Annotated in this window: 9 protein-coding genes; all 9 read right to left on the bottom strand. The window is 67.6% G+C overall.

What is annotated here, in order from left to right; all coding sequences use genetic code 11:
- Positions 1–579: 579 nt before the first annotated feature.
- Entirely contained in the window at positions 580–2,727 is a 2,148-nt protein-coding gene (locus AOQ37_RS11170) for a UvrD-helicase domain-containing protein (protein WP_062643817.1), read from the bottom strand.
- On the bottom strand, positions 2,727–9,338 hold the full coding sequence (locus AOQ37_RS11175) for a DEAD/DEAH box helicase (RefSeq protein WP_062643819.1): 6,612 nt from the start codon (positions 9,336–9,338) through the stop codon (positions 2,727–2,729). Before AOQ37_RS11175 ends, AOQ37_RS11170 begins: the two co-directional genes overlap by 1 nt.
- Before the next feature lie 9 nt (positions 9,339–9,347).
- Complete coding sequence (locus AOQ37_RS11180; protein WP_234436872.1) at positions 9,348–14,264, bottom strand: Eco57I restriction-modification methylase domain-containing protein; 4,917 nt, start codon at positions 14,262–14,264, stop codon at positions 9,348–9,350.
- The gene (locus tag AOQ37_RS11185; protein WP_199824982.1) at positions 14,261–17,194 is read right to left on the bottom strand and encodes a DEAD/DEAH box helicase; all 2,934 of its coding nucleotides are present in this window, start codon (positions 17,192–17,194) and stop codon (positions 14,261–14,263) included. Before AOQ37_RS11185 ends, AOQ37_RS11180 begins: the two co-directional genes overlap by 4 nt.
- A 76-nt stretch (positions 17,195–17,270) precedes the next feature.
- Positions 17,271–18,341 carry a serine/threonine-protein kinase gene (locus AOQ37_RS11190; protein ID WP_234436873.1) on the bottom strand — a complete coding sequence of 357 codons (1,071 nt, stop codon included), beginning with the start codon at positions 18,339–18,341 and terminating at the stop codon, positions 17,271–17,273.
- A gap of 583 nt (positions 18,342–18,924) precedes the next feature.
- Positions 18,925–19,989 (bottom strand): Wadjet anti-phage system protein JetD domain-containing protein, encoded by a 1,065-nt coding sequence (locus AOQ37_RS11195; protein WP_234436874.1) that lies wholly within the window; start codon positions 19,987–19,989, stop codon positions 18,925–18,927.
- Positions 19,986–24,440 (bottom strand): coiled-coil domain-containing protein, encoded by a 4,455-nt coding sequence (locus AOQ37_RS11200; RefSeq protein ID WP_062643820.1) that lies wholly within the window; start codon positions 24,438–24,440, stop codon positions 19,986–19,988. Before AOQ37_RS11200 ends, AOQ37_RS11195 begins: the two co-directional genes overlap by 4 nt.
- Before the next feature lie 35 nt (positions 24,441–24,475).
- Entirely contained in the window at positions 24,476–25,291 is an 816-nt protein-coding gene (locus tag AOQ37_RS11205) for a hypothetical protein (protein WP_062643822.1), read from the bottom strand.
- Positions 25,288–26,841 carry a CBS domain-containing protein gene (locus AOQ37_RS11210; protein ID WP_062643824.1) on the bottom strand — a complete coding sequence of 518 codons (1,554 nt, stop codon included), beginning with the start codon at positions 26,839–26,841 and terminating at the stop codon, positions 25,288–25,290. The genes AOQ37_RS11205 and AOQ37_RS11210 overlap by 4 nt, the downstream gene beginning before the upstream one ends.
- Position 26,842: the final 1 nt, after the last annotated feature.

The following is a 26,842-nucleotide window of genomic DNA, read 5'->3' on the forward strand; positions in this document are numbered from 1 at the left end:
CTCGTCAACGAAGTTGGCCAGCCCGAGGAGCTGTCGGATTCATTTGATGCGGTGCGCCACATAGGCCACGATCGCCAGTTAGTCAAACCGGCGATTGTGATGACCATTGAGGGTGTTCGTAGCGGCTGTGCTTGGCGGTGGAGCCGTTACGGGATGCAGCCGGTAGTGCCGGAAGATGCAAGGAGGTAATGAGCGGTCCCGCCTGCGGCTTCCCTGATTTTGCAGCGCCGGTTTCCTCAAAGTAGCGGTACCTACGTCGGGTTTGCGCAAGGGCTTCACCTGATGAGCCGATCCGCGATACCCCCTGGCCTTTCACCCTGGCGTGGCGGGCCCGTCTTGCTTGCTGACTCCGTGTCTATTCGCAATTGCGGGGCGGCGTCATGTCAGTAGCGGTTCGGCCTGGGCAAAAGCTGACGGTCGATGAGGTCTGTGTCGAGCTGCAGGTCTCCCGGTCGACCGCCGAATGCGACACGCCGACCCCAAGTCCTCCCTACTTCAAGGTTCTGATGCAGGCCGCCGCTGTCTCAGCTCTCCGGAACTGTGGCCCTTGGCCGGGATCCTGGTGCCATTTGACTCTCCTCAGTCAGCTACGCGGACCCCCAGGAATTGGCTGGGTCGGCCTGACCAGGTGATCGACAGCTGCTCGCGGGCGCGGGTCGCGGAGACGAAGAGCAGCGACTGTTCGCGGCGGAGGTCTGCGGCGTGCTGGAGGCGGTCCTCGTGCTCCGGGGTGATGGCGCTGGGCAGCGGCATGTGCTGGGCGCCGGCCCCGACGATGGCGACTGCGCGGTACTCGAGTCCCTTGATGCGGTGCATCGTCATGACGTGGACGCCTTCGTCGGGGTCGGGGACGCGATAGTCCTCGACCTTCACTGCGGCTAGCTTGGCGTCACGTAGTGCCTGAACAGCGCTGTCGGCGGTCGCGTGGGTTCGGGCTACGACCGAGATCTCGTGGGGCTTGATCCCTTCCTGCTGCCAACTGTCGATGCGCTTAGCCAAAGCTGTCAGTTCTTCGGAGGGAGTGCGGTAGCCGGTGGTTTCAGGTCTGGCCCCCGCCAGGACGGAGCGGTATCCGCGGAGCTGTTCCGGGTTCCCGTCGAGGTCGTCGAACTTGGAGTCGCCGAGCAGGTTCAGCGATGCCGAGAGGATCTGACGGGTGGTGCGGTAGTTGAGGGTCAGCCGCTTGGAGCGGCCACGGATCTTGATGCCGTGGGCGCTCAGGGACGTCCGGTTGTCGTAGATCCGCTGGTGCGCGTCGCCGACGATGAACAGGTCGTCGTTTCCGTCGGGGACCAGCGCGCGCAGCAGTTTCCAGTGGGCGGCGTGCAGGTCCTGTGCCTCGTCCACGACGATGTGCCGGTACGGCCGTTCTTCGTCGGACCAGCCGGAGGCGATCCGGGCTGCCTGAACGGCGAGCTGGGTGACGCCGGCGGCCTTCTCGCGGTCGAGCCTGCGCTCGAATTCCTCGACGAGGGACCAGACTTGGGCGCGTTCGGGGCGGTTGAGGCGCCGGCCGCGCCCGGCGCGGCTGGCGGCGAAGTACTGGTCGCGGCTGCGGATGTCCTGGGCCAGGATGACCTGCTTCCACTCGGCGTCGAGGAATCGGCCGTCGAAGCGGGGCGTCTGCTGTTCCTGGGCGAGATCGATCCAGCGGTTGAGGATCTCGCTGTCCTTGAGTCTGCTGGGCGCTTCCGCGCCGAAGGTCTCCTTCACCGTGCCGTAGGCGACCTTGTCGATGTTCCGGACGTCGACCTTGGCCAGCAGTTGGGCGCCGCCGAGGTCCTTGAGCATGGACTTGAGCAGGTTGGCGAGGTTGGTGGTGAAGGTGGTGAGCAGGATGGCCTGGCCGGCGGGCAGACGTTCGGCGAGGGCCTTGACGCGGTGCAGGGCCACGACGGTCTTGCCTGTTCCGGGGCCGCCGGTGACGCGGACAGAGCCCTTGTAGGGGGTCTTGCGCTCGGCCAGCGCTCGCTGTGCCGGGTGCAGGAAGATCCGCCAGGCAGACAGGGGCTCGGTGAGAATGCGTCCGAACTCGGCGAAGTCGCCAGTGACGACGAAGGCTTCCTTGGTGGCGGGGCGTTCGATCGCGGCCTCGTAGTCCTGGGTGTCGACTTCCTCGTCGGTGGCCGCGAGTGAACTGACCTGTTCCCAGACCTCGTCGACGGACATGCCGTCGGCGAGGCACAGGATCACGTCGCGAGCCAGCTTGGGCAGGGTCTCGACAATGCCCAGGACCGCGTCCTCGCTGTGGATCTCGCGGAGCGCCGGAATGATGGACGTGTGGACGCCCAGTCGTTCGAAGTCGGCGTCGGAGACACTTGCGAACAGCGACGGGGTGTCGGGGGTGGTGTCGGCGGGCTTCTGCTGTCCGCTGAGCGTGCCGTAAAGGCTGCCGAGATTGATCAGCTCGATGCCGCCGCTGACCTTGTTGATGTCGAAGAGGATGTTCGCGGCGAAGTCGTACGCGTCGTCGTGGGGCAGCACTGCGACCAGGTAGTAGATGCGGTCGGCGTAGTGCATGAGCACGGCCCGGTAGTTGTCGGTGACGCGTGCCGTACGGACCCTCTTGTCCTTGGCGCCCTTCGGCGGCTTCAGGTTGAGGCCGTTGGAGTCCGGGTCGCGCTGCATCTTCATGATGAACTGCAGCACCTGCGGCTGGACGGAGCCGTCCAGCGCGTCGTAGGACTTCCCGAAGACGTCCGCCATGATCACCTTGGCGCCGGACATCAGTTCCCCTCCAACTTCTTGATGAGCTCATTCATATTCACGGCGCCGGCCTGCGCGACATACCAGCCGTCGCGCGCGAAGAAGGCGTCTCGCCGCTCGTCCAGGTCGATGAAGATGGCGACCTTCGCGTCCGGCCAGGCGAGTTCGGCCTGCATCGCCTGGTCTCCATGCTCGAAGCCGACTTCCGGGACGTCGATGCGTCCGCTGCGAGCTTCCTCGACGAGAGCGAGCAGGACGTCTTCGACCTGGGACGAGGCCCATTCGATCGCCTCGGTCCATGCCTGCGGCAGCGGCTGCGGGACTCCTGCTTCCGTGGGCAGCGCGCTGGTCAGCAGGGCCACGGTGTGAGGATCGACCTGATCGCTGGTGGAGACCGCGACCTGGTGGAGGGATCGGGGGAGTTCGTCGCTGCCGGCGGGCTGCAGGAACTGCAGCAGGTTCGACCAGCGCAGCCAGTCTGTCCAGCGGTCCTTGTGTTCGTCGCCTGTGATGGCTTCGGGCCGGTCGTCGAGCACGGTCAGTGCGGACCATGCCCGCATGTCCGGTTGCTTGCTGCGCGGCTCAGGACGGCGGTCGAGCAGGCCGATGATCCGCGTCTGGCCCGTGGTGCGGGCGTCGAATGCGACCGCCTCCGCGGCTGAGGCCGATGCCGAGACGGGCAGGCTCGCGCCGCGCAGTACGTCGGGGAGCGCCCGTCCGATCTCTTCGCGGTCCACGGGCTGTGGGTGCGTCGCCGCCCCGAAGCCGCCCAGCAGGCCGGCTGCCCGTCGCGCCCATTTGGCCCGGTCGGGGTCGGCGAGGAACTCCAGCAGGGTCTCCACCGGATTGCGCAGGACCGGGTCGAGGGTGTCGTCGGGGCGGGCCTGGCCGACCAGGCTTTGGTGGATCTGGCGAGCGAGCTGGAGTGCGGTATCCGTGTGAAGCGGCCTGGTAAGGGCACGGACCTGCTGCCTTTCCACGGCGCTGCCGACGCTTGCTGCCCACGCCATGACGTCGTCCCAGGTCAGCTGCCACACCAGCACCCCGTCCGCCCGGAGGGCCGCCCGTTTGGCAGCGTCGTCGGCGATTCGGTTGACCTTCTCGCTCGCGTGGAAGGCGAAACCGTCGAGGAAGACCGCGACGCGTTCCGCCCGGCCGTCGGTCCGCTCCAGGAGGAAGTCCGGTTCGCTGGGCACGGCGGTGTTCATCCGCACGTGGTCCCGCATGCGCCAGCGCGTGGCCCCGTCACTGCGGGTGAATCGGAGTTCGTGCTCGACTCCGCCCTGGCCGGCCTTGGCGGCAACTGATCCGTCCTCCTCCTCTCGGCGACCCCAGGTGATGAGGGTGCGGACGAACCGGTCCTCCAGCTCGCTGTCGACGAGCTGGTCGATGCGTACGCCGGAAAGCGTGTCGACGGGCTCGACCGCCCAGTCCTTGAGGATCTCGTCCAGGAGTTCCTTCGCGATGCGCAGCGAGACGTGCGGGTGTTCGCTGCTGGATACGAAGGGCAGCAGGCAGCGGTGGCAGGGGGTGCGCTGCTCCTCCTTCTGGCAGGGGCAGTCCCGCAGCGCTGTCTGCGCGAGTGTCAGGACGCGGTGCAGCACTGCGGCGTCCGCGAGGTGTTCCAGGTAGCCGGTGCCGCCGGGCATCGAGTCGTGCAGGACGAGGAACCGCCGCCGTAGTTCCTGGCTGTCGCCGGGCATGCTGTCGGTGACCACACGGATGTGGTCGGGAGCGCCACCGAAGTGCTTGGTGATGCCCAGGAGCAGGGCCGCCTTGAAGGAGATGAGGCGGTCGTTGAGGTCCATCGTGGAGACGGGCAGCAGGATGCGCAGCGCCTGGGTGGTGAGCTCGTGGGCGAGTAGCAGCTTCTCCGTCGGCTCGTGGGTCACGCCGTCGTCGCGGTGTGAGCACCAGTACGCATGGCGGGTGCCCACGCGCTGGGCCGAGGGGTCCCATGCCTGCGGGTGGGCGCCTCGCACACCTCCGCATTCGAGGCACGTCTCGAAGCCGGAGACCTGGACGTCTTCACCGCGGATCGCGTGCGTGGAGCCGGGTGCAGCTGCCGGACCGAGGTTGATTGTGCGGATCGTCGCGACGCGGGCGAACTCTACGCCGAAGGGCAGGCCGCTGCCGGTGCGGCGCCATGCCCTCAGTCCTTGCGGCTGGTCCTTGTCGATGTCGACGAGCGTGACCACGTCGAACTGTTTGCGCTCCCGCTCGTCCCGCTCGTCGGTCAGCCGGGCGTCTTCGCGCCGCTCGCGGGCGAGGACCCGCTCGGGCACCAGCACCTTGTGTACGGCTCCAGGGTCGGCGATCTGAGGTGCCTTGCAGCGCGGGCAGGCGGTGATGTCGAGCCCGGTCTCCTCTGTGGCCACGAATCCGCATTCAGGGCAGAACCGCCACAGGGCGTACGCGTTCTCGCCGCCGCCGACACCGGTGCCCAGGTCCACGGTGCTGACGATGAACTTGTAGCCGTCGCTGTGGAAGATGTTGCCGGGGGCGAGTTCGGTGAGCGCGAGCCGGGAGCCGCGGCCGTAGTCGGTCGAGCTCTCGTCGAATTCCCCGTCGCTGTCCTTCCACCACAAGGTGGCGTCGAGGACAGTCGCGTCGTCGTGCAGGGTGTAGTTGGGCAGCAGGCCCAGCCGCACCAGGGCGTTGATCGAGTTCTCCGAGACGAGAGAGTCCCGGCGTTTGCGTACGGTCCGCTGCTCGGCGAAGAGCTGGCGTCGCTGCTTGTCGCGTTCCGGATCGCCCGAAGCGGTCGACAGCGCGTCGAAGGCCCGGCCGATCTGCCGCATCCGCGAGCGCAGGGCGGCCACCCGCTTGTTCCACGCGGTGGCCGCAGCCCCGACGGCCTCCTCCAGGCCCTGGGCGGCGAAGTACTGGACACCCTGGACCGCGGCCGGAGCCATCGCGGGGAACAGCGCGATGAACGTGGCAGACAACTGATCATGGCGGGCGCCGGCGACGTCGAGGAAGCGCCTGAACCAGCCGTCCTCGGCCAGGCCATGACCGAAGAGCTCACCGATGCGTGGCGGCATCGGGTGCTCGGGGATCGCCGTGCCTTCCCACAGGCTCCGATCCGCGGCCCGGTCGAAGAGGAAGGCCAGGTACTGGCGGCGCAGGATCTCTGAGGCATCCAGGTAGCAGTCCGGCGGGATGATCCTGCCCGCCAGCATCTGCTCCGGGACGTGCAGGTAGTAGTGGCTTCGGGCGCCTCGCGGTACGAAGGTGACGGTGAGCGAATTGCCGGTGCTGCGGCCCGCACGGCCGATGCGCTGCGCATAGTTGGCCGGTGCCGGCGGCATTGAGGCCAGAAGCACTGCCGACAAGTCACCAATATCGATACCGAGTTCAAGGGTGGGCGTGCAGGTGAGAACGTTCGGATCGAATGCCGAGGCACGGTTCTTGAAGGCCGCTTCGACCCGCTCACGCCGCTCGCGGCTGAGCGCGCCGGTGTGCTCGGCGGTCAGCACATCGCCCGGACGGTCGATGGTGTATAGGTGCCGGTAGTAATCGGCGGTGTAGTCGCGGTCATCCTCCACGAAGTGGCCCGAGCAGCGGAACCGCAGGCACGCGGTGCCCAGCCAGTCCACACGGCGGCTCGGCGGCACAGTCTGCCGCCAGGTGCAGGTGTCACAGCGCACCCCGCACGCGTTCACGCCGTCCTCACTGCCCGGTGCGGCAGTGTCGTCGATGCGGTGTATGAGGACGTTGCGGGGCTTGAGCGCGTAGACAAGTGCGCCGCCCTCGGCGTGGTACGTGGCCAGGATCTCGCGCTGGGCGAGGAGTTTCATCGCGAGCTCGGCCACCGCGCGCGCCTCGCGCCGGTCGCAGCCCAGCGCCCGGTGGCCCCAGTCCGCGAACCAGGTGCTGTCGCGGGACAGGGAGTCGAAGCCGGTGGTGCGGGTGCCGCCCGATACCGGGAATGCGGGGGCCGCGAGGCCCCTGGGGAAGGCGGGCATGCCGGTGGGACGGCCGCCCCAAATCGGCCAGCGCCGCGCGCCGGCCTGCCGGATGTATTCCTGCAGCCAGGGGTGGTACAGCGCCCCTCGCAGGCGCAGTCGCTCGGCCAGCCCGCGCAGGAATACCGCGTACGCGCCGTCGTCCGGCGGCAGGGAAATCTGGCCGGGCAGGCGCTGGTGCCGCTCCCGTAGTTCGGCGCAGAGCGCGGGCAGATCCTTGAGGTCGACCTCTGCGGCAGCGGTTCGGGTCAGCTCCAGCGTGCGGCCCAGGCGGGAGCGCAGACCGAACTCGAGGAGTGTCTGGAAGACCATGCGGCTCTGCAGCATGGCCGCGCCGGCATCGCTGAAGTCCTCTGATTCGTCGAGGAGGGTGAGGATGTCCGGGTTCTCGCGCAGGTCGGGCGGGACAATGGAGGCGAGTTCGCTGCGCTTGCCCGCGCCTGCGGCCATAACGACAGCTTCGGCGGCGTCAGCTGCGAGATCATGTACAGCGACAGGCTGGCCTGGGGTGAGGTGCTTGCTCAGCAGGCCGCGGAAGGTGAAGCCGAAGCTGCGGTTGGCGATGAACGCGGCGCGGTGGGTGGCGTCCTGCACCGAGTCGGTGAACACGAGCAGCTTCCGCTCGTTCCCCGCGAGTCCCCGGTCGGAGAAGAGCTGCGTGGTGGTCACCGAGGCGAGCGTGGCTGTGCCGGCGCCCAGGAAGCGCATGCCGTCGTCGAGACCACACGAGGGGCACTCCTCGTCAGGGGCCACGGGCAGCGGTCCATGAGGCGTGATGACCGCGACCGTGTCAGCGGTCGGGTTGGTCGTCAGCCGTTCATTTTCGGCGTGCAGGTGCAGTACGGGGTACTCGTCTGGGCGGGCCCGCAGCATCCAGCGCACGGCCCGCTTCTTCTGCGCGGAAGCCTGGTAGATCTCCAGGGTGTTGGTCTTGAGCTGCTGCCACTCCAGTTCCGTGGACAGCGCCGCCCAGCCAGACCGCCCGCAATGCCGGCAGTACACGGCAGGAAGGTGCCGCCGATAGGGCGGCCCCACAGGGCGACGCGAGGCATCGGTCCGCTCACCGATCTCCCCGGCGCTGTCGACCTCCGTCGGCTGGTAGATGGCGAGGTTGGCGGGGTTCGGCCGGGAGTCGCCGGTCGGTCCGTCGTCGTCGTACCAGCGGAAGTGCGGCTCGGAGGTCGCCGCACGGATGACCCGGCGGACCTCGCGCACCCACAGCTGGGCCTCAACCCGCAGGAACGGACCGGGCTTTCCCGTCACCAGGTGAGGGGTACGGGCGTGCGAGATCAGCGCGAGGATCCGCGCGAAGGCGAGCTCGACAAGCCGAGGGTCGCTGCGCGCGGCCTCATCCCAGGCCGGTCCGCCACCGCGCTGGGCGAACTCGCGGGCGATGTCAGGGATGGTGACGGGGTTGCTCCCGGCGACGTCGAGGATCGCCTTGACCAGGATGTGCTGCTTGAGCTTGGCGCCGATCTGCACCGGATCACTGAGGGGTTGGCCGAGCATGAGCCGGGCCAGGTCCGCGAGGGCCGACTCGTCGTCTAGGGGGTCGGGCAACTCCGCCAGAGCCGCAGGGGCCGGCGAGGGGAGCAGGAAGTCGGGGTCGGTGACCACCTCTCCAGGCAACAGCCGATTCTCGCCGATGATCGCGGCATCGGAGAACGGCGTCCCGAAGACCTTTTCCGCGAACTCACGCAGCAGCTCACGATCGGACCGCTCAGGCCCATCCAGGGCCAGGGACGAGGAGCCGCTGGGCATTCCCCCGCCGAGCGTCGCCGATGTTGCCACGGGCGTGATGTCGCCGAGGGGACGTCCCTCACGGGCTGCCCCGGTGGCCGCGCCGAGGCGGCGCAACAGCATCGCCACGTCGGTGCCCTGGGCGCCGTCGTAGGTGTGGAACTCGTCGAGGACGACGAAGGCAAGGGAGTCCGTTTTCCATAGCGGGGCATCCGGAATGCGCTGGAGCAGGAGGTCCAGCATCTTGTAGTTGGTGAGCAGGATGTCCGGCGGGTCGGCACGGATCGCGTCCCGATCGGTGATCAGGTGCTTGATGGTGGGATCGCCGGCGAGGGACGTCGCGCCGGTGTCGCGGCCGTAGGAGCCAGGCTCGTTCTCGTCCTCTTCCGACGCCGAACGGGGGCCAGAGGCACCGCCGATGTAGATGCCGGCGGTGACGTCCTTCAGCGCCGCCTCGGTACCGAGGAAGTCATCGATACGGCGGGCCTGGTCATCGGCCAGGGCGTTCATCGGGTACAGCAGCAGTGCCTTGACACCCCGCTGTCCCGCGGCGCGAGCACGAGCGCAGTGGTCCATGATCGGCACGAGGAACGACTCGGTCTTACCGGAGCCGGTACCGGTGGTGACAATGGTCGGCTCCGGCTGATGCCCCGCTTTCGAGGACAGCCGCCGCCAGGCTGCGGCCTGGTGTGTGTATGGCGTGAAGTCTTTGGGGCTCCAGTCGAGGGCGGCCTCCCAGCCGGAGGCTGCCTCCCGGAAGGGGGTGCGCACACGCAGATACGGCCCACGGAACAGCCGGCTCTCCGGCCGCTCCAGGAACGCATCGAGCTCATCGCGCACATCGTCGTCGGCGAGCGCGAAACTCGTCGTCAGGTAGGTGGCGAGGGCACGGCGAAGGTCCTCGGCGACCAGAGAGGGCAGCATGACGGCGTCTTACCTGCTTTCTGCCGGAACGCCGGCGAGCACCTGATCGGCTTCGGTCGCGCCGAGGAGGTTGCCGTGATCCCCGTGCTCGGCCGCGTACGCGGCATAGTCGCCGTACTCGCCAGCGAGTAGCCGTGCGGTGAAGTCCGAGTGAGCCCTGGTCATTTCGGCCTCTCGGTCAGGCTTCACCCAGCCCTCAGGAACCTCGGGAGTCGGGTCGCCGACACGAGCAGCCTTCACCCACGCCTTGACGTAAGCCGCCTCCTCGGGGGTCTGCCGGACGCCTACGTTGTGGGTGGCTGCCCCGATCTTGTGGCCGTCTGAGGCATAGAACGCCTCCCATTCATACTTGCCCAGCACGGAGAACTGCGAGCGATACATCGCACACAGCTGTTCAGCACTCAGACCGAGCATCACGGCCGCTAGAGCGTCGATCTCCACTAGTGCCATCCGGCGGTCGTACTCGGTACGCAGTGGGGTAGCCATGGACCATGCATCGCCGACCTGCTGGAGCGCCGGGCGGGAAGAGGCGGGATCGGTCCAGCGGTCCTGCAGCCAAGCTGGGTCGTAAAGGTCTTCCCACAAAGTGGCATAGTCGCGCGTCAGGCAATTGAGGCGGAGGGTGCGTACGAGGAGGGGGGTGACCAGGGGGTGGGAGAGGGGAGTGGGGAAGCTTCGGGCCAGCTCGATGTTGACCTTGGTGGAGCCGGAGACCTTGACTAGATAGTCGAAGGCGAGTGAGGCCCAGAGGCCGGCCACAATACCTGTGCCACGGTTTGAGGAGAGTGCAAGCGTGTGAACGTTGTCCACATGAGTCGGACCGGGGGGCAACAGAGCAGGCTTTAGCGAGCGCTCATTATTCGACGTGGTCATTCTTCGCCAGGCAACCCGGTAGAAGTCCCCCGAGGGTACTCCATTCCAGGTCCGCCGTGCCGCGGCGAAATCTCCCTCCGAGCACACCCGCGAGTAATTGGTGCGAGGCACCAGCCTCTCCGGAAGCTGTTCCAGATCCCATTCGGTGTAGTCCTTGTTGGACTTGCAGCCGGGGTTCGGTTGCTTAGAGAAAGGAGTAGCGACCGAGAAATGAGGGCCCTGCAGCACGGCCTCGCCCCAGGACGTTGGGACGGCACTACGCCACTCGATAATCCCCTTCTCCTTGGCGCCCTTCTCGTGAAGTTCCGGAGACCACCAGTACTTGTGGTCGTGAAGCCGTTCAGGGAAGCCCGCGAGGATCCGCAGTGCCTGGTTGTCCTCATCAGTCACGGGGCGAAGTACCCTGGCGTGCTCGGGCGGGGTGCCCGGCTCGTCAATGACGGCGGCCCAGCTGGCAAGGATCTCCCGGTCCACTGGGACGATCCGGTTCCGGTGGGGGCGCAGGTCCCAGCCGCCCTCAGGGAACTGAATTCCGGGCAGCGGCCCTTCACCGCGGTGGGTGAAAGATCCATCCACCGTCGAGGGGTGCACGGCGCGGGCGATCTGCAGGAAGCCGATCTCACGCGGTGGACCGTAGACGCTCACCCCGAAGGGCTTGTTGTTGTCGACGTCCTCAAAGAGCAGGATGTTGTTGCCGTATTGGAAGTGCCGCCTGAGCCTGGCGTAGGTTGCGGCGCGGAAGATCCCGCCCTTGGGTACGGAGAAGTGGTTCTCCTCGTGGATCAGGGCCGCTGTTCCGGTGGGGCTCAGGTTGCGCCAGGACCGCTCCATGAAGTTCAAGTAGAGGTTGGTCTGCATTCCCGTGAGCACCGGGTGATTGACTGGCGAGCCCAGGTGCGTGTCGATGCCAGCCCAGGAGGAGACGTCGGCGAGGTATGCCCGCAGTGCATCGGGGTCGGCCAGCGCCGCCGCTCTACGTTCTGCCTTGACGTCCTCGGACGCCTGCTTCTCCAGGCCGAACCAGGCGTCGTGCTCCGCCACCGCGAGGTGGTCCTTCCATTCGGACTTCAGCCACGGTGGGTTCCCCACCTGCAGGTCGAAGCCGCCCCGGGAAAAGACATGGGCGAACTCGAGTTCCCAGTGGAAGAAGCCCTCCCGCCTACTGATCGCATCGATCTCGCTGAGCCAGGGGAAACGCAGGGCGATCGCTGGCATCTCAGCGCACTGGCTCATTAGCCGGTCGTTGGAGTCGTCTACGGCGAGCTGATCGAAGTCGCCGGTGTCGCCGAAGAGGCCGAAGAGGTCGTCATGCCCTGCGGCGCTGGCCCTCTTGACACCCTTTGCCTTGGCCGCTTTCGCTTTGGCCGGCGGCACACCAAGGAGAGCCTCGCAGAAGTCCAGCCATTCGCCCAGGTCTGGGGGCTCAGGGGTGTCGTTCTGGCCCACCGGCCAGAACCAAAGGGCGCACCAGGCGTCCATGACCAGCTTCAGTCGGCCCAGCGGGGCTCCGGGTTCCTTGAGAGCTGCCTCGATCCGCTCCCGTGAGACTGCTCCCGAGGATCGGGGCAGTGGCCGGTCCTGCTCCACCTCCCACACGGCGATGTCGCGGCGGATCTCCCGCTCGGAGACGACGAGCCGCCGCCTGGCCAGCCCCCATAGGCGCTCGACCCTGACGGCCAAGGCCAGCAGCCGCTTGCCCTGAGCCGTGCTCGGGGCGGAGGCTGCTCGCTTACGCCACTCGGCGAGCTGATCCCGGTCTTCCTTGGCCAGCTCCTTTGCCTCGTCTGCGTCGGCGACCGCCCCCCAGCCCTTGGCGGGGAGCAGAAAGTGATGGATCTCCTCGCCTTCCTTAAAGACGCCTTCCTCCGCGCCTTCCCGCAAAGGGCGGTCGACTGGTACTGCGGTCAGCCACGCCTTCTTCTTCAGCGCCTCGGCCGGGTACACCGCCCTGCGCGCGCCGATAAGCGAATTACCGCGCCGCAGGTGGAGACCGAACCAGGGGGCCTTGAGGCCCTCGTGCATCGCGTTAAGCCACAGCGACACCTCGGCCAGCTCGACTGCGGTGTGGTTGAGGTCCACGCCGTAGCAGTTGTGGAGGGCCAGGTAAGCCTTGACCTTCTGCAGTTCTGCCTCGTATCGGTCCGGAGGCAGTTGCATGTCCTGGCCGCGCTCGGCCGACAGCTCATCCATCCGGCGACGCAGGTATCCGGCCGCGAGCTGGTTGATGGCCTCGTTGAGGAACGCTCCGGACCCGAGTGCTGGCTCACAGACCACCAGCTCCAGGATGTCACGCGCCTTCGTCGTCTCGCCGTCCTGGTCGAGCAGTTCGGCCAGGGCGTGCTTGACTGTGCTGCGGGTGAGCACCTCGGGGGTGTAGTACGAGGCGGAGCGCTGCCGCTCGCGGCCGGAGAGGCGGTAGACGAAGGAGCCCTTCTTGTGCTCGACCCGCCTGGGTACGCCGGTGATCTCGTCGGGGCGCTTGACGAAGACCTCGTCGTCGTAGTTGTCGGCCTCCCTCTGGGGGACGACCCATGTGCCGGCCAGTCCGTCCGAGTCTGGCTTGGCTACCTCGTACAGGTCCTCGGTGGCGAAGAATCCGGTGTACGACATCAGGCCCTCGTACACCGCGCCAAGTTGGTTGATGCCGAGCTGGGCGTAGGAGATGAAGCCCTTGCCGACGCCGTGGCTGAGCATGAGGCGGTTGAGGACTCGCCACAGCACCTTGTTGCGCAACCGGGTGTCAATGCGCTGGCCGTCGATGCGCACCGATCCGATCAGCGGCGTGGCATTTGCGTGGAACAGATCACTGCGCAGGGACTCGAAGCGGATGCCGTCCGCGTCCAGCCCGGTGCCGCTCGGCTTCTCCTCTTCCAACGCGCGGTGACCCTGGTCAACGAGGCGGAAGAGCAGGTCGAGCGACTGGTGAAAGTGGAAGCCGTCCTGGGCCTCGTCCGGGAGGTCATAGGAGACCAGGTCACCGAGTCGGCCGAGTCCGTAGCCGTCTTGGTAGGCGTCATCCTTGCTGGGCAGGATGCCCAGTTCCGGTCGGGCCTCCGCGTACAGGAGGAACAGAATGCGGTAGAGGTAGCGCAGTGACTCCTGTGAGAGGCGGTTGGCGAGTTCGGTGCTGTCGCCGAGTTCGGCGGGGTCTGCTTCCTGGTCGTGGATCCGGTCCAGGATCTCCTGGGCGATCAGTTCGATGGACTGCCGCAGGCCCTCGCGCAGTTCCTTGGAGACCCCGACGGCGTGCTTGCGGCCCTTATCGACGAGGTTGTCCAGGAATCCGGCAGCGCCGCCTTGCGTCAGCAGGGACTCCGCGCCGAACAGGGCGGAGACGGCTTCCAGTTCGCCGCCGTCGGCGGCCAGGTTGCGGTCGAGCGCGGCGTCGATGCTGACGCCCAGGAAGCGGCCCTCGTGCCACGCGGTGCGGTCGGCGAGCAGCACGGCACCGCCGGCGAGCAGCAGTACGAACCTGGGGGCGTAGGCATCCTCGCTGCCGAAGAGGAAGGTGACGGCGTCCGCTGCGCTGGTGATCTCGTTCTTGCCGTCGAGGGCGATGGGGGCGAGCAGCTCCGCGCCACCGTCTTCGATGTCGGAGGCGACGAGTTCGGCGTCCGTGCTCCAGCTGACGTCCAGCGCGACCAGCTCGACGCCCCCGGGACCCTTCACCGCGAGGGCGACGGGGACTTCGCGGGGCTTGTCGCTGTGCATGACCTCGAAGACGCCCCGCCGGATCCTGGTGTGGGTGTCGTCCTCGCGCTCTGGCGACTCGTCTCCACGGTGGACGTAGGCGAGCGCGGCGAGCAGAGCGTCATTGAGCTTGCACAGCTCGGATCCGCCGAAGTCCTCCTTCTCGGTGAGGCGGACCTTGGCCTTGAAATAGTCGCGGCTCAGGTTCCGCATGCCGGAGCGGGATGTGGGCTGTCCGGCCCGGTCCGCTGCTGTCCAGCGCTTGCGCAGGTCAGTGAGGTCCTTGGCGAAGAGTTCGGCGAGGTAGTGGGCGGAGATGTACTCACCGCGGTTGATGATCGCTTCGAATGCCACGGTGGTCACGCACCCTTCTGTTCACCGGTTGCGGCGGGGGCAAGGACCCCGATCACGCGGATCATCGAGTCGCCCTGGGTGGCGAGCTGCTCGATCAGCTGCTCGACCTCTATGGCGGTCGTTTTCACTCGCTGTTCCTCGTGCTCGCGACGGATACCGAGAGTGAGCTGCTCGAAGGTCGACTCGCTCGCCCTGCGCCAGGCCGCCAGGCGCTTCTCGTAGTCGGCCAGTTGCTCGATCAGTGGTTCTTCCTGGCTGCTACGCAGTCCGAGCAGGTGCTGCCGTGTGGCCTCGACCGCGCTCGGCACCAGGGCGCGCAGGGCATCGATGTCCCCGGCGAAGGGCCGATTGAGCATTTTCGGCTTCACGCCGGCGCGCTCCAGGACACCGACCAGATCGTCGTTAAACACGGGGTTGCCGTGTTCGAGTCCGGTCACGCAGGACCAGGCGAGGACTGTCGGGTGGCCCTTCGCGTTGGAGTACATGCCCTGCATCAGAAACACCGGTCCGGGGACGTTGGCCGTGATGATGGGCGCGGCGTTGCGGGTGAGCCGGACCAGGACCTTGTCGGTGAGCCACTCCACCACCGGGTGCTGGTCGGTGAGGTAACTGACGTCGGGCCAGCCGGAGGTCTCGCGCCGCTCCTGCTTCGTGATCGCGCCCTTGGTCCTTTCGCCGCTGCGCTCGCGGGCGCGGTCCAGGCGCTGCTGAGCGAAGCCGGCGTCGAAAGTGACCCTGAGCCTGTCCAGCACTCCGCGCTCGTCCAGATAGGTCTGCGGGAGGACGAGGAGGCGTCGCTGCAGTTCGCGGTCCGGTGCGAAAGAGAGCATCTCCGGGTAGTCCTTGTCCCACGCCTTCCCGATCTTCTCCTCGGGGTTGCCGTAGACCTCGTCGAGTGCCTCCTCGACGAAGGCCCGTGTCGAGGCGAACAGCTGTGGTACGCGGTAGTGGGCTCCCGACCCGTCGACGGTGTGGTGGGCCATGAAGAGGTTGAAGGGATCGACCGGCTGTGCGGGGACAATCTCGTCGAACATCTTTCCGGCCGCGAGTCCCGCCTTGATCGCGTTCTCCTCCGCCTCCTCGTCGCGCAGGCCGAGGATGGAGGCGGCCTCACCCAGGGTGCGGTGGACCTCGTCCTCGCGCTCCAGCAGCCGTCGGGAGACCAGTCGGTCCGCGGAGGGCACATCGGGGTCCTCATCTTGGCGGACCAGCAGCAAAGCGCGGACCTCTGGGGACGTCTGCTGGCCGTACCGGTCGATACGGCCATTGCGCTGCTCAATGGTGATCAGCGACCAGGGAAGGTCGTAGTGGATCATCTGATGGCACTGGCGATGCAGGTTGACGCCCTCGGATGCGATGTCACCCGTGAGCAGGACACGCAGCTCGCTGTCCGCCAGACCGAAGTCCTTCACAGTCCGCTGCTGCTCGTCGTCGGGCCGGCCACCGTGCAGCTGGCGGATCGCCCCGCGTCCCATCTCCTGGCTCACCTCGAAGCCCAGCTCACCGGGCAGGGCGTCATGGAGCATCTGCAAGGTGGCCCGGCGCTCGGAGAAGACGACGACGCGTTTGTCGGCCCCCGGCCCGACCCTCATGCCCTTCAGCTCGTCGACCAGGCGGCGGAACTTCGCCGCATCCTTCACCGTGGCCTCGCTGACGAGCGCACCGAGCCGTGTCAGCGCCGAGCGCTCCGCGGCCCGCTGCGCACCCTTCTCCGGGTGCTTCTGCACGTCCTCGTCGATGCGCTCGATCCGGTTCTCCACCGTCTCGGCCAACGCCTTGTGCGAGGAGAGGAAGGCTTTCAGGAGCGTGTACGGGAACAGTCGGGCGCCCTTGCCGCTCACCGGAGCCGGCTGGCCTTCTCCCGGGTTGATCCAGACGTCGTACAGCTCCTCGAAGATCTTCTGTTCAATGGGGTTCGCGACGCAGTCGAAGGCTACGGGCGGCTTGCGGGTGGCCCACTTGTGGCCGATCTCCGCCGAGACGTCGGAGGACATCTTGTGCCGACGGACGTAAAGGTGATCGAGCTGGGTCTCGTCGTAGTCGCTGGTGTCGGGGATGGCGGTCGGGTCCAGCAGGCTCAGCAGCTCACCGAACGACTCGCGCTGACCGTTGTGGGGTGTGGCGCTGGCCAGGATCAGGGCGTCGGTCCTCGGGGCGAGCAGGCCCGCGAGCCGGTTGTTCTTGGTCCCGGTGTTGATCAGTTTGTGTGACTCGTCGATGACGACAGCGTCCCAGGCAACCTGCATGAGGTGGCTGCGCCAGCGGTCGGAGCGCAGCGTGTCGATGGAGATGATCGCGCGCTTGTAGTACGAGAAGGGGTTGCGGCCGGCCGGGATGTTCTGCCGGATGCGTTCGATACCGGTCGAGTCCAGGCGTACGAGGGGAATCGCGAAACGCGTCCACAGTTCGTGCTGGAACTGCTCCAGGATGTGCTTGGGCGTGACGACGAGGATGCGCTCGCCTCGGCCCCGGCGGATGAGTTCCGACAGCAGCAGCCCGATCTCCAGGGTCTTGCCCAGTCCGACCGCGTCGGCGATGAGCAGCCTCGGGCGTAGGCCGCGCAGGGCCGCCCTGGCGGGCTCGCGCTGGTAGGCGAGGTCGTCGGCGAGGTGGGTGCCGACCGTGGCGAGCCGCTGCTCGGACAGAGGAAGTGGGGTCTTGCGGATCAGCGCGTCGATGAACAGCCGGGAGCGGCGGCACTCTGGGGAGTCGTCGACGACGAGGTCGGTGTCCTCGGGCCGAAGGGGGGTGACCTGGTCCAGGGATTCGTGGGCGAAGAAGACGGCCCGCTGGTCGCGTACGAGCGGGGAGATACCGCGGACGTCCAGGCGCGTGCCGTCGTGCGAGGTTTCGGAAACCTCGACGACCAGCCAGTCCTCGTCCCGTGCACGGACCTGCATGCCCGCGGCGAATTTGGCTGTGCCTGCGGCGCTGGTCACCGGGCCCTCTCCTTCGATCACTGTTGAACCGCCTCGTCGTGTTTCTACTGCCTGTCCCGCTGTGCGCTCGGCGGAATCAGCCGCCGAAGTCGGACCGCCGGTCGCGGATCTTTCCGCGCCAGCGGTCAGCCCACGGCGCGCCCCCGCCGCTGGACGCACCTGCGGCGGCAGGTTCCGCAGGCTGCGCCTCGTCCCTTGGTTCCGGTGCCGCCGGCGCCTCCTGAGCCGGTGCTGGTTCAGGAGGCGCCGGCGGCACCGGAGGTGCCCCTTCCACCTGCAGCACGTCCGTGAGGAACGCACCCGGCAGCGGGGGGTACCGCGGACCACTGACCGGTACAGCGTGTTCCAGTAGCCGGTCCATGGCCGCCTCCAGCACACTGTGGGCAGTGGGCCGGTCCTCCGGAGCGTAGGACAAGGCACTGACAACCAGTTTTCGCAGGCTCTCAGGCAAGCCTGAAAGATCGGGCTCGACGTCCAGCATCCGCTGTACCGGAAGATCGGCGTAGAACGGGGGGTGCCCAGTCGCCGCATGCACCAGCGTCGCGCCCAGGCTGTACACGTCCGCGGCCTCGCTCGCCTTGCGGGAGTCCATGGCCTGCTCCGGAGCCATGTACACGAGAGTGCCGACCGGTGAATCGCCGGAGGTGAGCCCGGTCGCACCTCCGACATGGCAGACGCCGAAGTCGATCACCCGAGTGCCCTGCGTGGTGACCAGCACGTTGCTGGGCTTCAGATCGCGGTGTAGTAACCGGACAGAGTGGATGTGTATCAGTGCATCGGACAGACTCGCGGCCAGCCACCACGCCCCCAGCTCACTCACTGCGCCGTGCTGGTTCAGCAGTCCCTCGAGCGAGGGCGCGTGGACGTACTCGGTGGCGATCCAGGGCTGCTCCGCGTCAGGGTCGGCGTCCACGAGCGCTGCGGTGTGGAATCCACCGACACGTCGGATCGCCTCCAGTTCCTGAGCGAACCGCTGACGGAAGTACGGCTGGTCCGCCAGCGCCGGTTTGATGACCTTGATCGCCACCGGGCGGGGGCTGCGGTATCCGAGGTAGACGACGCCCATCGCACCCTGGCCGAGACGCTGGGTCAGCCGGAAGCCCGCGATCTCTCGGGGGTCCTTCTCCCGCAGCGGCTCGAACACCATCGCCCCCCGTTCCGCGACCGGCCAGTGAAGACGAAATGCGCCGGACGCGATGCGTCACACGTCAACAACGCTGAGGCTATCAGTGGCACGAGCTGCATCTTGTGCCTCGCTGGATCTTCTCCGTGACTCATATGACCAATCGGCCGGGTGGGTGTACGGGCTCCATCGGATGTCGATCCAGCTGAGCCAGACCCAGCAGGGCGGGAAGCTGAGGAAGGCGCCGATGACTCTGGCCCTCTCTCCTCTTCTCTTCGGGGAGCATCGAGCACGGTTGGATTATCGATGGCTCGTACGACACCCTCAGCGTTGCGCCCCTCGAACAGCGGCCGGTTTCTGCTACGCCTCCGCGCTGGGCACGCACAGCATCCCTGCCGCCGTCGAGCCGTGGGCGGTCCTGCACAGGAGTATCCCCCTCTGCAGCAGCGTGGCGTGAGCTTGCTTGTCCTAAAAGCCGAAGCGGCTGCCTCTGTCGCCGGCCTCCCGCCAGAGCCCGACCGGTAGCCCGCTGCCCTGGCAACGGCTGGACGCGCCAGAGTGACGGTCATGCTGTCGACCTGGAGACGCCCGCGGTCTCCCGACGGACTCAAGGGAGCCAGGTGGCGTCACCGGCTAGCTGATTGCGGTTGGTGGCCTCCTGCGCGATACGGCGGCCCGACATCAGTACGTCATGAGTTTCCTGTCTCTGGGTGGGTGCAAGCCAGGCCGCGAGGGTGTGGGCGCGTTCCTCGGAGAGCGGCTGGCCTGGGGTGGGAGTGTGGCTCAGGAGTAGGTCGTACAACGCGGTGGCGGGTTCGACCGGGGGCAGCCCGATCTGGGTGGCCGTTACGGAGGCGCGGGCGGGGATGGACAGTCCTTCTGCGTCGAGGTCGCCGTAGTAGAGAATCCGCTGGATTCCTCGGATTTCTTTGGCGGTTTCGATGGAGGCTTCGAAGGCCCGTCCGGAGCCGAAGGCTACGGCTCTGGTACGCCCGGGGTTCGGGGTGAGTAGGTCGCGGAGTGTCGCGTAGGTATCGCTGTTCTCGGCGACGAGGAGGGTGTCGCCGTCGCCGAGTTGTCGGAAGGCGAGTGGCGGTGGTTCGCGGTAGGTACCGAGCTGTTCCAGGGTGAGGCGGCCGGGGGCGAAGAGCGCACCGGAGATGAGCGCGTCGAGGCGCTTCTCGTCCTGGAAAATCTCGTATGAGCGTTCACGCAGGGAGATCGGCGCGCGAAGTTCCAGGCGGTTGCTGGTGTCGCGAAACCACCGGTTGATGAGAGCTACGACTTCGTGATGGGCGGTGGTGAGGCGCGCGGTGTGGGCCCAGTCGAGTTCGGGGCGGTAGGAGCGTCGTGTGGCGGCAGGGGCGGCCTTGGGCGGGGTGACTGCGGGCAGCCGGATGTGTTCGGGCAGGGCGGGGCGGCCGGCGTCCCATTTGCCTGCCTGGCCGTGGGGGAGGCGGAGGACGTCGGCATCGGAGAGTTCTTCGAGCAGGGTGGCCAGTGCGGTGCGGGAGTTGTCGCTGCGTGCGGCGCCGGGCAGTGCGGTGGTGAAGGCTTCCATCACGGTGGCGCGCGGCAGCGTGGCCCGCTCGGCGCGGGCGTGGAGCGCGGCGCTGAGGCGGGCAGCGCCAGGCGAGAGGTGGGGCGGCTGCTCGGGGGTGGGCGCTGTCATCGGTCCGTCTCTCCCTTGGCGTACAGGCGTGCGGAGCTGAGGTACCCGGTCGGTTCGGGGGCGTGGGTGTCTGGGGCGGTTCGCGGGCCAGGGATGAGGGCGTTGCGGGTTTGGTCGTCGAGACGGATCCGGGCGAGGCCGGTGCGGGCTTCGGCGTCGTTGCGCAGCTGGATGGTGGCGGGGAAGCGGGCGGTGACGGTTTCGTCGCTCAGGCCGGTGGTGTAGATGAGCTGGATTCCGAGGGCTGCGGCCATCTGCGTCTGGATGTCGACGAGGTAGGGGGCGTTGGCGCGGCCGATGGGGTTGTCCAGGAGGAGCAGTCCGCCGTGGCGGGTGCGGCTGCGGGGGCCGGGGGAGGTGCGCAGCGCGGCGAGCGCGCAGTACAGCAGGATCGCTCCGGTCAGTTCCTGGCCGCCGGAGAAGATCTTGCCCATCTTCTCTACCGGTACGCGGTCCACGCGTTGGGTGGCGTTGGGTTTCATGACCTCGGCGGTGAAGCGGGGAACGGCTGCGTGCAGGCAACGCATGACGACCTCGGTGCCTTTGAGCTTGCGGGTGCGCGGGTTGGCGGTGAGGGTGTCGATGGTTTCGCGCATCTGGGCGGCGAGCATGGCGGGGTCGGGCTTCTTGTAGCGGATGGTGAGGAAGCGCTGTCCGGCCCAGGGGGTGGGGCCGTCGGGGAAGACGGAGAAGCGGCTTGCCTGGTCGACCTGCTGGAGGAGTTCGGTGACGTAGCCGCTGAGCTGGGACGCGAGGGCCTCACGAGCTTTGGTCATGCCTTCGAGCTGGGTTGTCAGGGCTGCGGCGGCGCGGCGCAGTGCGGTGGTCCACTCACGGGCCGCTTCGGGGATGTATCGCCTGTCCAGAGCGGACATCTGAGTGCGCAAGGGGATGTCGAGTTGCTCGAAGGTGACGTCTGCGATCTGGTCCTTGAGGTTGGACACGCTCGCTTCGACCCGGCGCTCGGTGTCGGTGAGTTTGCGTTGGGCGCCTTCATAGCGGGCCATCGCCTGCTGCACGGCCGGCTCGGCCGCATCGGCGGTGCCTTGATAGGCGTCCGGTGCGGTATGGACGCCAAGGTGTTCGATCGTGGTGCCCAAGCGCGCCAAGACATTGCCGAAGGCATCGAGTTCGCGGGTGTGCTGGCTCTGCTGCCTGCGGGCCGCGTTGTACTGCTCGTTGGTGCGGCGCTCGGCTTCCTTGGCCTGGGCCTGTGCGTCTTCGGCGCGTGCGGTCAGGTCGCGGGCCTCTTCGAGGGTGTGCGGGGTCCACCGCTCGGTGTCCTGGGCACTGAGGTTTCCAGCTGGGCCGGTGAGAGTGTGGTGTCGTTCTTTGAGTCGGCTCTCCTTGTCGCGTAGCCGCTGCAGCTGCTCTTGGAGACTGTTGATCTGCTGGGTCAGGCCGCGCTCTACGGCGTCTCGGTGGACCTCATCCGCGGCGGCAGGGGTGCGGCTGTGCCTTTTGGCGAGGGGCTTGATCCGGTCGGGGACCTGCGCCCACTCCTCCTGGCAGGCGCGCAGGGTGTTTTCTGCGTCTGTGGCGCGCTGGCGCTGGTCTTCTCCGATGTCCACACTGCGCAGGTCGTCCAGGGCCTGTTCGTAGCGGTACTGGAGTGCGGCGAGCGCTTCGGGGGGCGTGCCCTCGGCTTGTTGAGCCTGCTCTGCCTCGGGCGTCGCGGTGATCTTCTTGCGCGCCTGGGCATGACTCCGGGCCAGCTGGGTGGCGGCTTCCACGGCCCGGGTCATGCGCGTGATGTCGTCGTGGGCCGCCTCTTCTTTCTCGTCTAATGCTTCGAGTTCGCGTCGGCGCTGCTGGGCTTCTTCCTCCAGGACGGCGATCCGGTCGCGTGCCTGGCCGGCCTTGTTCTCCGCCTCTGCGAGCCGATGCAGGTCATGGGCGGTGCCGGTGGCCTTGCGGTGGGCTGAGTCCTGCTCCTTGCAGGCCCCTTCGGCAGCGGCGACGGCGTCGTCGAGTTGTTCGGCACGGGTGCGCGCGGCGTCAAGGCTGACTTGGGCTGCCTCCGCCGCCTCTTGGAGCTCCTGGAGCTGTTCGAGCCGGACCGGTACGGGCACGGAGCCGGTTTCGTGCAGCCAGTTCGCGATCTTGTTGTCCAGATCGCGGGTGAGGGCGAGGCGTTCCTCAAGCTCCGCCAATGCCTGGGCGGAGGCCGCCAGGCGTGCTTCGACTCTGGCGCGTTCCACTGCGGCGGCCTGCTCGTCGTGCAGGGCCGGCGTCGGCTCGGGCACCGTCCGGCCGCTCACGTCGGGTGCGGGCGTCAGCATCCGCTCTCCGGTCCCCACCGCGATGGCCGCAGCGGGCAGGGGACGGGTGCGCTCCAGATGACGCTGCGCCGCTTCCAGCGCCGGGGGGCCGCCGCTCACGATGATGCCGCCGACCAGGTCCGGGTGGGCGGTGATGACGCTGTGGTGGTCGTCTGCGGGGACGTTGTCACGCAGCCACTGCCAGCCCGGTACGGCGTCGGTGCCGTGGGCCGTGAGCTCGGCGCACAGGGAGCGGACCTCTTTGGTGGCGGGCAGGAGGCCGTCACTGATGTCCAGGGCGGCGAGCAGTTCTTCATCCGCGCTGTGCTCGTGCTGGGTCCGCCGCAGTGTCCTGTCCAGAGCGGTGCTCCGGCGCTCGGCCAGGTTCTGCAGTGCGGTGCAGTGGTCGGCGAGCCAGGCCAGGGCATCGCCGTCTTGGAGGTGCTCGGGGCTGAGCTCGAGTAGTTCCGCGGTCAGCGCGTGGCGGCGTACGGTCTCGGCGCGGTTGCGCAGCCGGGTGATGGCTGCTTCGGCTTCCTTGGCCGCTCGGCGGTCGTCGAGAGCCTGCTGCTGGACGTCGGGCAGCCGCTGGTATGCCTGGGTGCGGCGGGTGCGGGCAAGGTCCTGTTCCTGCTCCGCTTCCTCAAGCAGGCGGCCGTGGTGATCTGCTTCGGCGTCCATCCGTGCCGAGGCGTCCGCGGCGCTCTCGTCGGTCTTCACCTGCTCCTGCTCACGGGCAGTGTGCAGCTGCTGCTCGAAGTCCTGCACCTGGCGGCGGAGCAGGCGCTGTTCTCCCTCAGCCGTGCCGGCGTGCGTGTGGAGCGAGTTGCTGCGCTCACGCCACTGCTGGATGCTGCCGCGAGTCTCGACGATCTTCTTGTTCACATCGTCGGCCTCGGTGCGTGCCTGCGACTCGGCTGCCGCGTAGCGTGCCCGCAGTGCTGCCGCGGCTGTGTCACGTGCCTGTACATACGGGGCAGCGGCCTGTTCGGCCTGCGAGAGGGCCTGCTGCATACGGCTGTGGTGATCCTGGGCTGCCGCGTGACGGAGGGCGACGGGGACGCTGCGCCAGCCCGCCAGGCTGTCCTGCAGCTCCTGGGTTTCCCCGGCCACTCTTTTCTGTTCCGCGGCTGCTTCGCGCAGCTCGATACCGCAAGAAGCCCATCGCACATGCGCCACTCGCGCATTGGCGACGTCCAGGTCCTGCTTGGCTGCTTCATGGTCGCGGTATGCGGTGTTGACCGTGCCGGTGGTTGTCTGCGCGGCGGCAATGAGGATCTGATGCCGGCGCATCAGCCCTGACGCGAGGGTGACCAGGCCGGATTTGGCCTGGGCGGTCTCCCGCTGCTGGTCGGTGTGCTCCTGGTGCCGGTCGGCGACCTGGGAGCAGATCTGCTCCATGGCCAGGGCGAACTGCCGCTCCTTGCCTAGCTTCTCGCGCTGGTCGTGCGCGCTCGCATAGGTCGCGAAGGCGTCGCCGAGTTTTGCGTACTTGTCGTCGTCGTTGGCCTTCTCCAGCAGCCACTGGACGAACGCTCCGGCGCTGGAGGTGGTGAACGCTTCGGCCGCGCCGCTCTCGGTGGCGTTCATCTTGCGCTGGACATCGAAGAGGCCGGGCTCAAGTCCCAGGCTGTCTTGGTGTTTTTCCCACTTCTCCTGCACCTCCAGGATCTGCAGTTCCAACGCTTCTACCGTGCTCTGCAGTTCGCGCAGCTCGGTGCAGTAGTGGTCGAAGGGCAGCCAGTGCCCGTCGCGGTGGAAGGGAAGGGCGTCGGCGCTCAGGGCAGCGCTCGGGTGGAAGCTGTAGAAGCGGCGCTTTATGCCGTCGCCCTCGGGAGCGAGGACTTGCGCCGTGACCAGGAGCCTGCCGGTGCGGGCATCGGCCCATTCCAGGACAATGTGGGAGGGCTGGGCCAGGGAGACCACGAAGTTTCGCAGCACCTCCAGGTCCTGGTGGCGGCGCGGGATCGTGGTGCAGGTGATGCCGGTCAGCAGCACGCCTTTGCCGCCGCCGTTTTGGAGCATGACCAGGCTGGCCGGTGAGGGCCGCTGCGTGACGTGCCCGGCCACCGGCACCAGGGAGGCCGCCTGTACCGGTGCGCCCACTGCGGAGAAGTCCAGGTCCACGTTCTCGTAGCGGGCATCGCGCGGCCCGAAATTACGCAGCAGGATGCGGTTCAACTCGTACATGAAGAGGGGTCCTTGTGTCGCGGAGGCGTCAGAGGTCAGAGGGGAGGGGCGGAGTCCGGCAGCATGCCGGTGTCTGCACTGTCGGTGTGTTCCGCAGCGCCGGGCGGGGGCGTCGCGTCGTGGTGCGCCAGGGCCGCTACTCCCAGGGCGGCCAGTTCCTGGAGCATGTCCTGGGCTGCCTGGTCACGGATGTGCAGCCGGTACTGGACGTTGGTGGCGTACGTGCCGCCGCCTTCCTCACTGGTCCCCCGGACGAACCCGCGCTGCTCGAGGTGTGTGAACGCCTTCTTGACCAGCGCGTAGGTTGCCGAGAGCGGTGTTCTGTCCTTGTCCGTTCGGCCGGTGGGGTTGCGGCGCAGATAGGTCCGCCACAGTCCCTCTAACCCGGGGCTGCCCGCCGGTGGGTTGGTGTCCTCGCCGGCGGCTGCGGCCCGGCGTTCCAGGACGGCTGCATAGGCCCGGACGTCCTCGTCGACTTTATGCACCGAGATGCGGGCGACGTGCTCGTCGTCGTCCATGTCTTCGGGACGGGGGAAGGCCCGCGAGGCGATGGCCAGGTGGGCGAGCAGATAGAGCGGCCTGTGCTCCGTCTGCGGCACGAGGTCGGCGACGGAGACGGCGAAGTCCGTCTCGGGTGTGGTTGCCAGGATCAGACCGGCCTGCGGGTGCGCTTCTTGGGCGGTCAGGTCAAAGCCCTGTGCGACCTTCCGCACCAGCTGGGCGAAGTCCGGCTCCGCGTCGAATCGCCGTACGAGCCGGGCGTACTCGCCGGAGCGGGCCGGGGACTTGCCGCGGGTCATGGCCAAGGCCACCATCCGGGCAGCCGCGGCAACGTCGTCGTACTGCGTCATGCACTCGGCTCCAGATCTTCGCTCGTGCTCCGGGCGCCAGACCCTGGCGCGTCAGGCGGCTGCGCGCCAGGGCCCGTATTCACGCCGTCGCCCAACGGCTCGCCCCTGGTCGGCATCAGCAGGAAGTCGCTGCCACCGAAGGCCAGGTCGTCCAGAGAGGTCCCGTCATCAACAGCGATGACGGCTTCCTCCCCGCGCAGCAGCTCGGCGACGGGGACATGCCTAAACCGGTGCGCCGTCTTCATGGCCAGCAAATGGTCGGTGTCATCGTCAGGCCCTCTGTCCTCTCCCCACTGGCGGGCGTGTTCAAGTAACTGCGACAGCCTGATGCCCTGCCCGGGGATGGACGCAAGCAGTCTGTCCACCGCGGCGTGCTGCGCCTCATCGAACCGTGGCAGATCGGGCACCTCCGCCCGGTCCTCCAGGGCGTGTACCTCGACCAGCTCGACATCGTCCTGCTCCGGCATACGCATCAGGGCCTCGAAGTAGTCCGGCAGGTACATCACCCGCGGCCGGACCGGGCCGAGCACCCCGCGCACGAACGCCTCCAACGGCCGCTGGCTGTCCTCGATGCTCAGCTCCAGAGCCGGCTCCAGGAGCTGGCTGCGCAAGTGGACCCGCGCATGGACCACGGGAGCCACGAAGATCTGCCGGTCCTGCTGGTGCCGGAACTCAGGCACCACCTTGAGCAGCATGTCGATCAGCATCGAGTGCCGCTGCAGGCAGTCCCCGATCAGCGCATCCAGCGACTCCAGCTGCTGCCGCTTGTGCTCCTCCTCGGTGACCTCAAGCAGCTGGGCCACCTGCTGCTTCATCTGACTCTCCACCCGGGACCTGTCCTGGACATGGTCCTGGGCTTCTTTCAGGGGCCCCTCAAGGTCTGCTTCCCAGTCGATGGTGCGCACGTTCCGCTTCATCTCCTCCATGCGGTCGAGCAGTTCCTTGGCATACCGCAGGCTCTGCAGATGGGCGGTGCGGGCGGCCTGCCACGCCTCGCTGATCCGCGCACGCTTGAGCAGTGCTTCCAGCTTGGCCTCTGCCGCGATCTGCTCGGAAGCGATGTCCACGTCGACCGCGTGGACGAGCACCGTGATGGCCGCATCAGTAACTGTCAGCGCCGCTTGCCCGGCCTCGTCCGGCACGTCCTTGAGGATCTGGAACGGGAAGTCCTTGACCACGAAGCCGTCGGCCGTCACGCTGCCGATGTCGTGCGAGAAACACCGGTCATGCTTCTCGGTATTGATCAGCCGCTCCACCACCCAGCGGGCGACCTCCCGGTACTCGCCTCCGGGTCGGCCGGGCATCTGGAGCGCGGCAGACTCAGCCGCCTCCTCCACGACAACTTCCTGTCGCACTGCCGACCGTGTCCCTATCCGCAGCGTCACGCAGTCAATGGCTGTCAGCGCGACTTCGGCCAGTCGGTAGCCCTCCCAGCCCCGTTCCCGCTTCACCGGACTGTCGTCAAGCGCCAGCAGCGGCCGTACCACCGCCAGCGCTTTCATCCGCGACGTAATGCTCTCGTACGCCGCAGACGAGTCGCCAAAGAACACC

It is taken from the genome of Streptomyces maremycinicus, assembly GCF_001184025.1.
Classification (GTDB): domain Bacteria; phylum Actinomycetota; class Actinomycetes; order Streptomycetales; family Streptomycetaceae; genus Streptomyces; species Streptomyces maremycinicus.

Bases quoted from the DNA above. Each gene is read 5' to 3' on its own strand.
- AOQ37_RS11170 (WP_062643817.1), bottom strand. From the start codon at position 2,727: ATGTCCGGCGCCAAGGTGATCATGGCGGACGTCTTCGGGAAGTCCTAC.
- AOQ37_RS11175 (WP_062643819.1), bottom strand. From the start codon at position 9,338: ATGCTGCCCTCTCTGGTCGCCGAGGACCTTCGCCGTGCCCTCGCCACC.
- AOQ37_RS11190 (WP_234436873.1), bottom strand. From the start codon at position 18,341: ATGGTGTTCGAGCCGCTGCGGGAGAAGGACCCCCGAGAGATCGCGGGC.
- AOQ37_RS11195 (WP_234436874.1), bottom strand. From the start codon at position 19,989: ATGACAGCGCCCACCCCCGAGCAGCCGCCCCACCTCTCGCCTGGCGCT.
- AOQ37_RS11200 (WP_062643820.1), bottom strand. From the start codon at position 24,440: ATGTACGAGTTGAACCGCATCCTGCTGCGTAATTTCGGGCCGCGCGAT.
- AOQ37_RS11205 (WP_062643822.1), bottom strand. From the start codon at position 25,291: ATGACGCAGTACGACGACGTTGCCGCGGCTGCCCGGATGGTGGCCTTG.